At 64.9% G+C, this 12,787-nt stretch carries 7 protein-coding genes; 6 read left to right on the forward strand and 1 reads right to left on the reverse strand.

The features are described from left to right. Positions 1 to 6: 6 nt before the first annotated feature. Positions 7 to 2,313, forward strand: a complete 2,307-nt coding sequence (locus AC0L3H_RS11180; protein ID WP_473585483.1) for a Tex family protein — start codon at positions 7 to 9, stop codon at positions 2,311 to 2,313. Here AC0L3H_RS11180 and AC0L3H_RS11185 read toward each other — a convergent pair whose 3' ends face one another. Beyond that, positions 2,314 to 3,210 carry a LysR family transcriptional regulator gene (locus AC0L3H_RS11185; protein ID WP_473585484.1) on the reverse strand — a complete coding sequence of 299 codons (897 nt, stop codon included), beginning with the start codon at positions 3,208 to 3,210 and terminating at the stop codon, positions 2,314 to 2,316. It lies immediately after the preceding gene. A gap of 185 nt (positions 3,211 to 3,395) precedes the next feature. Here AC0L3H_RS11185 and AC0L3H_RS11190 point away from each other — a divergent pair, with 185 nt between their 5' ends. The 5 genes from AC0L3H_RS11190 (at position 3,396) to AC0L3H_RS11210 (ending at position 12,717) form a co-directional block, all read left to right on the forward strand. Then, a complete protein-coding gene (locus AC0L3H_RS11190) occupies positions 3,396 to 4,601 on the forward strand; it encodes an acyl-CoA dehydrogenase (protein WP_473585485.1) in 1,206 nt (401 codons plus the stop codon). A 123-nt stretch (positions 4,602 to 4,724) separates the two neighbouring features. Beyond that, the gene (locus tag AC0L3H_RS11195; RefSeq protein WP_473585486.1) at positions 4,725 to 8,120 is read left to right on the forward strand and encodes a transglutaminase family protein; all 3,396 of its coding nucleotides are present in this window, start codon (positions 4,725 to 4,727) and stop codon (positions 8,118 to 8,120) included. A 6-nt stretch (positions 8,121 to 8,126) separates the two neighbouring features. Next, positions 8,127 to 10,532, forward strand: a complete 2,406-nt coding sequence (locus tag AC0L3H_RS11200; RefSeq protein ID WP_473585487.1) for a circularly permuted type 2 ATP-grasp protein — start codon at positions 8,127 to 8,129, stop codon at positions 10,530 to 10,532. Positions 10,533 to 10,569: 37 nt separating this feature from the next. Continuing rightward, on the forward strand, positions 10,570 to 11,454 hold the full coding sequence (locus AC0L3H_RS11205) for a transglutaminase family protein (protein ID WP_473491038.1): 885 nt from the start codon (positions 10,570 to 10,572) through the stop codon (positions 11,452 to 11,454). 156 nt (positions 11,455 to 11,610) lie between these two features. Next, positions 11,611 to 12,717, forward strand: a complete 1,107-nt coding sequence (locus tag AC0L3H_RS11210) for a DNA topoisomerase IB (protein ID WP_473508168.1) — start codon at positions 11,611 to 11,613, stop codon at positions 12,715 to 12,717. Positions 12,718 to 12,787: the final 70 nt, after the last annotated feature.

Raw genomic sequence — 12,787 nt, forward strand, 5'->3', positions numbered from 1 at the left:
AACGACATGGCATCCGAGCGCATCGCAGCAATCATCGCAGCCGAGATCACGGCCCGGCCCGAACAGGCCGCGGCGGCGATCGGACTGCTGGACGAAGGCGCGACGGTGCCGTTCGTGGCGCGCTACCGCAAGGAGGTCACCGGCGGTCTGGACGACACGCAGCTGCGCCTGCTGGCCGAGCGCCTAGCCTATCTGCGCGAGCTAGATGCGCGCCGCGACACCATTCTCGGTTCGATCCGCGAGCAGGGCAAGCTGACCGAAGAGCTTGAAACCAAGATCGCGGCGGCCGCCACCAAGGCGGAACTCGAAGACATCTATCTGCCCTACAAGCCGAAGCGCCGGACCAAGGCCGAGATCGCGCGCGAGCGCGGGCTGGGACCGCTGGCCGAGGCCATCCTTGCCGATCGCGCCGCGGCGCCCAGCGAACTGGCGCTGGCCTACATCACTGAAGAGGTGGCCGACGCCAAGGCGGCGCTCGAGGGCGCGCGCGACATTCTGTCCGAGCAGTTCGCGGAGAATGCCGATCTGGTCGGCAGGCTGCGGAGCTACATGAAGGAACGCGCCTTCATGCGGTCGCGCGTCGTCGACGGCAAGCAGGAAGCCGGCGCGAAATTCTCCGACTATTTCGACCATGTCGAGCGCTGGGCCAATGTGCCGAGCCATCGCGCCCTGGCGATGCTGCGCGGCCGCAATGAAGAGGTGCTGTCGCTTGATATCGAAGTCGATGCCGACGACGCGTCGCCGGTGAAGCCGGTCGAGCGGATGATCGCCGATGCCTACGCCATCGGCCGCCAGTTGCCGGGCGACCGCTGGCTGATGGAGGTGGCGGGCTGGACCTGGCGCGTAAAGCTGTCGCTGCATCTGACGCTCGATTTGATGCGGGATCTGCGCGAGCGGGCCGAGGAGGAGGCGATCCATGTCTTCGCCCGCAATCTGAACGACTTGCTGCTCGCTGCCCCGGCCGGCTCGCGCGCCACGATGGGGCTCGACCCCGGCATCCGCACCGGCGTCAAGGTGGCGGTGGTGGACGGCACCGGCAAGCTGCTGGCGACGACGACGGTCTATCCGTTTCCGCCAAGGAATGACGTGCGCGGCACGCAGGCCGAACTGGCAAAGCTCATCCGCCTGCACAAGGTCGAGTTGATTTCCATCGGCAACGGCACCGGCAGCCGCGAGACGGAAAGGCTGGTCGCCGACATGCTGGCCGACATGCCTGCCGAGTCCGGGCCGAAGCCGCTCAAGGTGATCGTCAGCGAGGCGGGCGCCTCGGTCTATTCCGCCTCGGCAACGGCAGCGGCGGAATTCCCCGGCCTCGACGTGTCGCTGCGCGGCGCGGTGTCGATCGCGCGGCGGCTGCAGGATCCGCTGGCCGAACTGGTCAAGATCGAGCCGAAGTCGATTGGCGTCGGCCAATATCAGCACGACGTCGACCAGTACCGGCTCGGCCGCTCGCTGGAAGCGGTGGTCGAGGACGCGGTCAATGCCGTCGGCGTCGACCTCAACACCGCCTCGGCGCCGCTTTTGGCGCGGGTTTCGGGTCTTGGCGCATCGCTGGCCGAGGCGATCATTGCGCACCGTGACGCGGCGGGTCCCTTCGCCAGCCGACGTGACCTGTTGAAGGTCTCGCGCCTTGGACCCCGGGCCTTCGAGCAATGCGCCGGCTTCCTGCGCATTGCCAACGGCACCGAACCGCTCGATGCCTCGGCCGTGCATCCGGAAGCCTATGGCGTGGCGAAAAAAATCGTTGCGGCCTGTGGACGCGACCTCCGCTCGCTGATGGGCGACAGTGCCGCTCTCAAGGCGCTCGATCCGCGTGTCTTCGTCGATGAGCGGTTCGGCCTGCCGACGGTGCGCGATATCCTGGCGGAACTGGAAAAGCCCGGCCGCGATCCGCGCCCCGGCTTCAAGACCGCGACCTTCGCCGACGGCGTCGACGACATCAAGGATTTGAAGCCAGGCATGCTGCTGGAAGGCACCGTCACCAATGTCGCCGCGTTCGGCGCCTTCGTCGATATCGGCGTGCACCAGGATGGACTTGTGCACGTGTCGCAACTGGCCGACCGTTTCGTCAAGGATGCGCATGAGGTGGTGAAAGCCGGCGACGTGGTCAAGGTGCGCGTCGTCGACATCGACATCAAGCGCAAGCGCATCGGCCTGTCGATGCGCAGGGATGGTGACGGCGGTACACCGAAGCCGCGCGACAACGGCAACAGACCGGTGCCGCGCACGCCGGCGCCGCTGCGTCAGGCGGAAAGGCCGGTGCAACAAGGCGCATTCGGCGCCGCGTTGGCCGATGCGTTGAAGCGGAAGTAGCTACTTCTCCGGCGGCACATGGCGCAGCAGCCAGTCGCGAAAACTGGCGACCGGCGGATGGCCGAACTTGTCGTGCGGCACGACGAGATAATAGGCGCTGCGGCTTTGCATCGGCCGACCCGGTGCCGGCACCAACTGGCCGCGCTGCAATTCGCCTGAGATGAGCACCTGCGGCAGCAGCGCCACGCCGAGCCCGGCCATACAGGCCTGGGCGGCAGTGCCGAACTGCTCGAACTGCATGCCCGGTCCGGTCGGTGCGCTCAAACCCTGATGCTCGAACCACTCGGTCCATGCGCCGGGCCGCGTTGCCATGTGCAACAGCGGCAGACGGCCGATATCAGCAGGCGTGGCAATGGCGCGGCCGGCCAGAAATTCGGGCGAGACGACTGGCACCACCGTCTCGCGCACCAGCAGCGTCGAGTCGGCATCCGGCCAGTCGGGCAGGCCGAAATGGATGGCAGCATCGAGCCGTTCGCGGGCGAAGTCGAAGCGGCCGATGCGAGTGACGAAATTGATGGTGATGTCGGGGTTGTTTTCAACGAAATCCGGGATGAGCGGCATCAGCCAGCGCGTGCCGAAGGTCGGCAGGATCGCAAGGTTCAAGATGCCACTATGCCGATTGCTCATCAATCCAAGCGCTGCGTCGCGCAATTGACCTAAGGCGGCGCGCACCGCTTCGGCATAGATCTCGCCGGCCGTCGACAGTCTGACATTGCGGCTGTCGCGTTCGAACAGCTGGCGGCCAAACTGATCCTCCAAAAGCTTGATCTGCCGGCTGACGGCGCCCTGTGTCAGATCGAGCTCCTGCGCGGCGGCGGTGAAGCTGCCCAACCGGGCCACCGCCTCGAAGGCGGCAAGGGCGCTGATACCAGGCAGAAGGCGGCGCTGTACGTTCATTATCCATTACTAACGCTCATTGATCGCCGAAGCAATTTCGTTTGATTTTTTCGAGCTGGAAGCCGATAAGCCGCCTAATTCATGTTGTTGTTTATGCATGTCGTTATCCCAAACCGCCGGACACCTTCGGGTCAGGCCCGAGGGCAAGCTTTTGGGCGACACGCAAGAGTTGGGAGACCGAGGCCATGGCCGCCGACAAGAACGCATTCGTCTGGGATGATCCTTTCCTGATCGAGGATCAGCTGTCGGAAGACGAGCGGATGGTGCGCGATGGCTCAGCGGCATTCGCCGCCGACAAGCTCGCCCCCAGGATCGAGGAAGCCTATCTCGAGGAAAAGACCGATGCCGGAATCTTTCGCGAGATGGGCGAAGCGGGTCTGCTCGGCATCACCATTCCGGAAGAATATGGCGGGCTCGGCGCCAACTACGTCACCTACGGCCTGGTGGCGCGCGAAGTCGAGCGCATCGATTCTGGCTATCGCTCGATGATGAGCGTGCAGTCGTCGCTGGTGATGTATCCGATCCATGCCTATGGCTCGGAGGCGCAGCGCAAAAAATATCTGCCGAAGCTGGCGTCAGGCGAATGGATCGGCTGCTTCGGGCTGACCGAGCCGGATGCCGGTTCCGATCCGGGCGGCATGAAGACGCGGGCCGAGAAGACGGCGAACGGCTACAGGATCTCGGGCTCGAAAATGTGGATCTCCAACGCGCCGATCGCCGACGTGTTCGTCGTCTGGGCAAAGTTGTCCGACAAGAGTGGGCGCGCGCAGGACAACGAGATTCGCGGCTTCGTGCTGGAAAAAGGCATGAAGGGGCTGTCGGCGCCAAAGATCGACGGCAAACTCAGTCTCCGCGCGTCGATCACCGGCGAAGTGGTGATGGAAGGCGTCGAGGTCGGCGAGGACGCGCTGCTGCCTGACGTGTCGGGCCTGAAGGGGCCGTTCGGCTGCCTCAACCGGGCGCGCTACGGCATTTCCTGGGGGGCGATGGGCGCGGCGGAAGATTGCTGGCACCGGGCCCGCCAATATGGCCTTGACCGCAAGCAGTTCGGCAAGCCGCTGGCCGGCACGCAACTGTTCCAGAAGAAGCTCGCCGACATGCAAACCGAGATCGCGCTGGGGCTGCAGGGCAGCTTGCGGGTCGGGCGGCTGATGGATGAGGGCAAGATGGCGCCCGAGATGATCTCGATCGTCAAGCGCAACAATTGCGGCAAGGCGCTCGACATCGCCCGCCAGGCCCGCGACATGCATGGCGGCAACGGCATCCAGATCGGCTACCACGTCATGCGCCATGCGCAGAACCTGGAAACGGTCAACACCTATGAGGGCACGCATGACGTGCATGCGCTAATCCTCGGACGGGCGCAGACCGGGTTGCAGGCGTTTTTCTGAGCCGGCCCCTGGGCCGGCAACGCTGCTTAAATTAGATGCACCGCAACATCTCTGCTTGGAGAATGGCCAGCATTTGTGTCAGGGTTCGGCGAGTTCGTTTGAAACGCCCACTTTCGGGGTCCCATGGCAATTCTGGCAGCCGTCTACCACCTGACCCATTACAAATATGACCGGCCGGTCGTCCTCGGCCCGCAGGTCATCAGGCTGCAGCCGGCGCCGCATTCCCGCACCAAGGTGCTCAGCCATTCGTTGAAGGTCGGGCCGGCGAGCCACTTCGTCAATCTGCAGCAGGATCCCTACGGCAATTTCCTGGCGCGATTCGTGTTTCCGGAACCGGTGGCGGAACTGAAGATCGAGGTCGACCTCGTCGCCGACATGACGGTCTACAACCCATTCGATTTTTTCGTCGAGCCGGCGGCCGAGACCTTGCCGTTCGAATACCCGGAAGAGATCAGCGCCGATCTCGCTATCTACCGGACGCCGGAACCGGCTGGACCGCTGCTGTCGGCGTTCCTGCAAACCATCGATCGCCACCCAACCAATACCGTCAATTTCGTCGTCGACCTCAATGCCCGCCTGCAGCGCGAGGTCGCCTATATCGTGCGCATGGAAACCGGCGTTTTTTCGCCGGAGGAAACGCTGGCCGCAAAGAAAGGCTCGTGCCGCGATACGAGCTGGCTGCTGGTGCAGATCCTGAGGAACCTCGGCATCGCCGCGCGCTTCGTTTCCGGCTACCTGATCCAGCTGAAGCCCGACCTCGTCGCGCTTGACGGACCGCCTGGCACCGCCGTCGACTTCACCGATCTCCATGCCTGGTGCGAGGTCTATCTGCCGGGCGCCGGCTGGATCGGCTTCGACCCGACCTCCGGCCTGCTCACCGGCGAAAGCCATGTGCCGTTGGCGGCCACGCCGCATTTCCGCAACGCCGCGCCTATTTCCGGCATGGCGAGCTTCGCCAATGTCGAGTTCGGCTTCGACATGCGGGTCGACCGCATCGCCGAGCACCCCCGCATCACCAAGCCATTCTCCGACGAAAGCTGGCAGGCGCTTGACGCATTGGGCAGGCAGGTCGACGCCGCACTCGAAGCCGGGGACGTGCGGCTGACCATGGGTGGCGAGCCGACCTTCGTGTCGATCGATGATTTCGAGGCGGAGGAGTGGAACACCGCCGCCGTCGGCCCGACAAAACGCGAAAAGGCCGATGCGCTGATCCGCCGGCTGCGTGAGCGTTTCGCGCCCGGCGGCTTCCTGCACTACGGGCAGGGCAAGTGGTATCCGGGCGAAAGCCTGCCGCGCTGGACCTTTTCGCTGTACTGGCGCGCCGACGGCGAGCCGGTGTGGAGCGACCCGTCGCTGATCGCGCGGGAGAACAGCGAAGCATTTGAAGCAGGCGAAGCAGATGTTGGGCCGAAGCAGGCTGAAAGCCTGCTGACGGCGATTGCCGATGAACTCGGCATCGACAAGTCAATGGTCAGCGAAGCCTATGAGGACCCGGCTGAGTGGCTGCTCAAGGAAGGCAAGTTGCCGGAGAATGTCGATCCGTCGAATTCGAAGCTGGACGACCCCGAGGAGCGCAGCCGCATGGCGCGGGTGTTCGAACGCGGCCTGACCAAGCCGTCGGGCTATGTACTGCCTGTCCAGCGCTGGAACAGCCAGGCGTCCGGACCGCGCTGGCGTTCGGAGAGATGGAAAACGCGGCGCGGCAGGCTGTTCCTGGTGCCGGGCGATTCACCGGTCGGCTACCGCCTGCCGCTCGGCACGCTTCCCCATGTGCCGTCGGCGCAGTTCCCCTACATCGTGCCGGTCGATCCTTCGCTGCCGCGCGGACCATTGCCGGCGCGCGAGGCTATTTTGCCTGAAGCCGCTCCTTTGCCGGAGGCTGCACCGGCCGAACTTGAAGGCGCTGACGAAATGGCGCGCCGGCAGCAGGCGGCGTCCTTCACCGCAGCGACCGGCCAGCAGGACCGTGTCGAACAGGAGATTACCGAGATCGGTGGCGCGGTGCGCACCGCGCTGTCGGTCGAGCCGCGCGACGGACGGCTTTGTGTGTTCATGCCGCCGGTCGAGGCGCTGGAGGACTATCTCGAACTGGTCGCGGCGGCCGAGAATGCGGCAAAGGTTATCGGCCTGCCGGTGCATATCGAGGGCTATGGCCCGCCGCACGATCCGCGCCTCAACGTCATCCGCGTGGCTCCGGATCCCGGCGTCATCGAGGTGAACATCCATCCGGCTGCAAACTGGCAGGACTGCGTGGCGACGACCACAGCGATCTACGAGGAGGCGCGGCAGACGCGGCTCGGCGCCGACAAGTTCATGATCGACGGCCGTCATACCGGCACCGGCGGCGGCAACCATGTCGTCGTCGGCGGCGCGACACCCAACGACAGTCCGTTCCTGCGCCGCCCCGATTTGCTGAAGAGCCTGGTCCTGCAATGGCAGCGCCGTCCGTCGCTGTCCTATCTGTTCTCAGGCCTGTTCATCGGCCCGACCAGCCAGGCGCCGCGTTTCGACGAGGCGCGCCACGATTCGCTGTACGAGCTTGAGATCGCCATGGCGCAGGTGCCGCATCCGGACAGTGGCAGCGCCCCGTTGCCGTGGCTGGTCGACCGGCTGTTCCGTAACCTGTTGACCGACGTGACGGGGAACACCCACCGTTCGGAAATCTGCATCGACAAGCTGTTTTCGCCCGACGGCCCGACCGGCCGGCTGGGGCTGGTCGAGTTCCGCGGCTTCGAGATGCCGCCCAATGCGCGCATGAGCCTGGCGCAGCAATTGCTGGTGCGCGCCATTATCGCCCGCGCCTGGAAGAACCCGCTCGATGGCCGCTTCGTGCGCTGGGGCACGTCGCTGCATGACCGTTTCATGCTGCCGCACTATGTCTGGGCTGACTTTCTCGACGTGCTGGACGACCTCAAGCTGAACGGCTTCGAGTTCCGTCCCGAATGGTTCGACGCGCAGCTTGAATTCCGCTTCCCGTTCTGCGGCGAGGTCCAGCATGCCGGCATCAAGCTGGAACTGCGGCAGGCGCTGGAGCCGTGGCATGTCATGGGCGAGCAGGGCGCGATCGGCGGCACCGTGCGCTTCGTCGATTCCTCGGTCGAGCGGCTGCAGGTGAAGACCGAAGGGCTCAATCCGGAGCGTCATGCGGTCGTCTGCAACGGCCGTATCGTGCCGATGAAGGTGACCGACACCAGAGAGATCGCGGTGGCCGGCGTCCGCTTCAAGGCCTGGCAGCCGTCATCTGGCCTGCATCCAGCACTGCCGGTCAACACGCCGCTGGTCTTCGACATCTACGATCGCTGGTCGGGCCGGGCCATCGGCGGCTGCGTCTACCATGTCGCGCATCCCGGCGGGCGCAGCTACGACACTTTCCCGGTCAATGGCAACGAAGCGGAGGCGCGGCGGCTCGCCCGCTTCGAGCCGCGCGGCCATACGCCGTCCGCCTACGTGCTGCGCGACGAACAAGCCTCTGAGGATTTCCCGATGACCCTTGACCTGCGGCGGCCTGCAAGACTCTGATCAGCCATGGCAAAGGGGAATCACCAGGAAATACGCGGCAGGCCGCATAACCTGCTGGAGCACTACCAGCCGATCGACGGCGTCCTCGACGAGATGGTCGATGCATCAGGCAATCCCCGTCCGGTCTGGAAGGAGTTCATCGAGGCGCTGGAAGATCTGGGGCCTGAAAAGCTCACCCAGCGCTTCGCCCGCGCCGACCAGTATCTGCGCGACGCCGGCGTCTATTACCGTCTCTACGATCAGGCCGGCGCCAATGAGCGCGAATGGCCGCTGGCGCATGTGCCTCTCCTGATAGAGGAGCAGGAATGGGCCGCGATCAGTGCCGGCCTGGTCCAGCGGGCCGAGCTGTTCGAGGAAACGATTGCCGATATCTACGGGCCGAACCGCCTGGTCGAGAAAGGCATCCTGCCGGCGGGGCTGATCGCGGCCAGCCCGGAATATTTGCGCCCCGTCGTCGGCACCAGACCGGCCAGCGGCCATTTCCTGCATTTCTGCGCGTTCGAACTCGGCCGTGGGCCGGATGGCCGCTGGTGGGTGCTGGGCGACCGCACCCAGGCGCCGTCAGGTGCCGGCTTTGCGCTGGAAAACCGCGTCGCCACCACCCGTGCGCTGTCCGACGTTTATGGCGAGATGCATGTGCACCGCCTTGCCGGCTTCTTCCGTCGCTTTCGCGACGCGCTTAACGGCATGGCCAAGGGATCGGACGGTCGTGTCGCCATCCTGACGCCGGGGCCACTCAACGAAACCTATTACGAGCATGCCTATATCGCCCGCTATCTCGGCATCATGCTGCTCGAAGGCGAGGATCTGACCGTCTCCGGCGGTCGATTGATGGTGCGCACGGTTTCCGGGCTGATGCCGGTCAGCGTGCTGTGGCGGCGGCTCGACGCCGCCTTCGCCGATCCGCTGGAGTTGCGGCCGGAATCGCAGATCGGCACGCCAGGGCTGGTCGAGGCGATCCGCCGGGGAGCCGTCTCAGCCGTCAACGCGCTCGGCTCCGGGCTGATGGAAACGCGGGCGCTGTTCGCCTTCCTGCCAAAAATTTCGCGCGAATTACGGAGCGAGGAGCTTCTCTTGCCGAGCGTCGCGACATGGTGGTGCGGGCGGGACGCGGACCGTGACCATGTGCTGGCCAACCTCGACCGCATGGTGATCGGTCCAGCGCTGTCGACGCGGCTTGCCTTCGAGGATGACGATCGCACCAGGCTGGGCTCGGCGCTGGTTGCCGGGGAAAGGGCCGAACTGATAGCCCGGATCGAACGGGACGGCGGCGCCTTCGTCGGACAGGAAGCGGTGACGCTTTCGACCACGCCGGTCTATGTCGGCGGCTGGCTGGAGCCGCGGCCGGCAGCGCTGCGCGTCTATCTGGCGCGAACGCCAGAAGGCTGGACGGTGATGCCCGGTGGTTTTGCCCGCGTCGGCTTTTCGCTCGACCCGACCGCAATCGCCATGCAGCGCGGCGGCCAGGCTGCGGATGTATGGGTGGTCAGCGACAGGCCGGTGGAGCGCGAGACGCTGCTGCCCCAGGAGCACGACAGCTTCATCCGCACCTCGCCAGGCAGCCTGCCCAGCCGCGCAGCGGAGAACCTGACATGGCTCGGCCGCTACATCGAGCGATCGGAAGGCACGGTGCGCATCCTGCGCGCCTATCACGTGCGGCTGGCCGAAGCCTCCGACCCGGACATGCCGCTGCTTGCCGATATCAGAGACCATCTCGAACCGTTCGGCATCGACGTCGCGGCGGCGATCCCGCCAGGACTGATCGGCACGCTGGACAGCGCCGTCTACAGCGCCGGACAGATCCGCGACCGCTTCTCGCCCGACGGCTGGCTGGCACTGAAGGATCTGTCGAAGACCATCCATCAATTCGCGACAACGGTGGCGCCGGGCGATGATGCGACGCGGGCGATGACGGTCATCCTGCGCAAGCTCGCCGGGTTTTCCGGCCTGCTGCATGAGAATATGTATCGCTTCACCGGCTGGCGCTTCTTGGAGATCGGCCGGCGATTGGAACGCGGCATCCAGATCGCCCGCACGCTGGCCCGGCTGACCGGGGCTGCGGCGCCCGAAGGCGCGCTCGACATGATGCTGGAGATCGGCGACAGCGTGATGACCCACCGACGGCAGTATCCGGTGCAGGCCGGCAGGCGCACGGTGATCGACCTCCTGGTGCTCGATCCGCTCAACCCGCGCTCCATCCTGTTCCAGCTCGAGCGGCTGAAGGCCGAAATTGCGCTGTTGCCTGCTGTCGGCGGCGAGGGGCATATGTCGCCGGCGGCGAAAGAGATACTGCAGCTCAATACGGCAATCGCCATCAAGGAGCCCGCGGACATGACGGCCAAGGCCCTGGACGATCTCGCCACCGAGATCGGCGGCCTCTATAACCGCCTCGCCCAGGCTTATTTCGGGTAAGGCCTATTTCGGCTAAGGACGGGACCCGGAGGCTGGCATGCACTACGACATCAGGCTCAATCTGCGTTACGACTATGATGCTGCAGCCGGCGGCGGCCGCCATCAGGTGCGCGTGCTACCGCCGACGATATCGGGCGTGCAGCGCGTGATCGCCGCTTCGCTGTCTTTCGCGCCGGCGCCGAGCGAACGCTCCGACTTTTCCGATTTCTTCGGCAACAATGTCACGTCGATCGCCTTTCGCGATGCCCATGATACGCTCGACATCAGGATGAGCGCGCGCGTCGCCGTCTCGCGGCCGGAACCCGGGCTTGACGTGTCGCCCGGCATTAGCCGGCTGCGGGAGCAACTCGAAGCGGTGCGGTCGCTGTCGCCTGATACACCGCATCACTTTCTGGCCGCCAGCGACCATGTCGGCGTCGATGCTGATATAACGGGATATGCGCGGAGCAGTGCCGGCAGTTCTGTCGTCGGTACCGCCATGGACCTGTGCAACCGCATTCATCGCGATTTCACCTACGATGGCGAGGCGACCACGGTGCAGACCCGGGCGAGCGATGCTTTCAGCCTGAAGCGTGGCGTCTGCCAGGATTTTTCGCACATCATGATCGCCGGCCTGCGCGGCCTCGGTATCCCCGCCGGCTATGTCAGCGGCTTCCTGCGCACCATTCCGCCGCCCGGAAAACCGCGATTGGAAGGGGCCGACGCCATGCATGCCTGGGTCAACGTGTGGTGCGGGCGCGACACCGGATGGCAGGAATTCGATCCAACCAACGGCATGCGGGCAAGCAACGACCACATCACCGTTGGCCACGGCCGCGACTATTCGGATGTAGCGCCGATCGTCGGCGTCCTGAAGACGACGGGCGGACAGGTCGGCGAGCAGGCGGTCGACGTCATTCCGGTCGTGCTGGAAAAGGCATGACGGCAAGCGAGGCCGCGATCGATTTGTAGGCGCCGAAGGTAGACAGAGACGGCCCGTCGAACGCACATGCGGTGCGCTGACATCATTCTGAAGCCACACGCGGAACCAGCAGCCGTTGCTGCGCTTATCTACGGGAAAATTTCTCGTGGAGAGGACATGCTGGACAAATCCGGATCGTCGACTGGCCGGTCGGCTGCCAAGGAGGGTGCACCAAAGAACGGGGCGCCGAAGAATGGCGGAGAGGCCTCGGCCGATCGAGCCTCGCTCACCTATGTCACCGATACCGAGCCCGGTATCCGCCGTTTCAGGACCGGCAGGGGATTTTCATACAAAGGACCTGACGGGCAGGGCGTCGACGAGAACACCATGGCCCGCATCAAGGCGCTCGCCATCCCACCGGCGTGGACGGATGTGTGGATTTCGCCCGTTGCTGACGGTCACATCCAGGCGACCGGCCGAGACCAGCGCGGACGCAAGCAGTATCGCTATCATCCGCAATGGGCCGAGGAGCGCGACGGCGTCAAATATTCGAGCCTGGTTGCCTTTGCAGAGAGTCTGCCTGAGCTGCGACGCCAGATCGACGCCGACCTGCGCCGTCACGGCCTGCCCTTGGAACGCGTTGTCGCCGCTGTGGTCTGGCTGCTCGACAACACGATGATTCGCGTCGGCAATGCCGCCTACGCCCGCGACAACAACAGCTTTGGGCTGACCACGCTGCGCGACCGCCATGTCGACATCAAAGGCTCGAGCCTGCGTTTCGCTTTCAAGGGCAAGTCCGGCAAGGAATGGAAGCTGAAGCTCGTCGATCGCCGGATCGCCAGGATTGTGCGCGGGGCGCAGGATCTGCCGGGCCAGAAGCTGTTCCAGTATCTCGACGAGGACGGAAGCAGGCGACCAATCCGCTCCGACGACGTCAACCGCTATATCAGGGAGACGGCAGGGGCAGATGTCAGCTCGAAGCATTTCCGAACCTGGGGCGGCACCATCCATGCGGCGTCGTTGTTTGCGCAAACCGAACGACCCGAAAGCCAGGCACAACAGAAGCGGGTGATGAACGGCGTCATCGACAAGGTGGCCGAGCGGCTGGGCAACACGCGAGCCATCTGCCGCAGCTGTTACATCCACCCACAGGTTTTCGAAGCCTGGTCCGAAGGTCGGCTGCTCAGCGAAATGGCGGATGCGAACAAGCGGAAGCGATCGATAGCCGGCCTTGATGACGAAGAAGCCGTCGTTCTGAGATGGCTGAAGGTGCAGGAAAGCTGAACCGAACAGAGCAGCCACAGGCCTTCATTGTGCTCGCAGCACGTGATTTTTTTATCGACGTTGTGTCGGG

The organism is Mesorhizobium sp. WSM4816, from assembly GCF_055811535.1.

What these genes read in the sequence shown, in the direction of transcription:
- AC0L3H_RS11180 (WP_473585483.1), top strand. Translation starts at nt 7, where the DNA reads ATGGCATCCGAGCGCATCGCAGCAATCATCGCAGCCGAGATCACGGCC.
- AC0L3H_RS11185 (WP_473585484.1), bottom strand. Translation starts at nt 3,210, where the DNA reads ATGAACGTACAGCGCCGCCTTCTGCCTGGTATCAGCGCCCTTGCCGCC.
- AC0L3H_RS11190 (WP_473585485.1), top strand. Translation starts at nt 3,396, where the DNA reads ATGGCCGCCGACAAGAACGCATTCGTCTGGGATGATCCTTTCCTGATC.
- AC0L3H_RS11195 (WP_473585486.1), top strand. Translation starts at nt 4,725, where the DNA reads ATGGCAATTCTGGCAGCCGTCTACCACCTGACCCATTACAAATATGAC.
- AC0L3H_RS11200 (WP_473585487.1), top strand. Translation starts at nt 8,127, where the DNA reads ATGGCAAAGGGGAATCACCAGGAAATACGCGGCAGGCCGCATAACCTG.
- AC0L3H_RS11205 (WP_473491038.1), top strand. Translation starts at nt 10,570, where the DNA reads ATGCACTACGACATCAGGCTCAATCTGCGTTACGACTATGATGCTGCA.
- AC0L3H_RS11210 (WP_473508168.1), top strand. Translation starts at nt 11,611, where the DNA reads ATGCTGGACAAATCCGGATCGTCGACTGGCCGGTCGGCTGCCAAGGAG.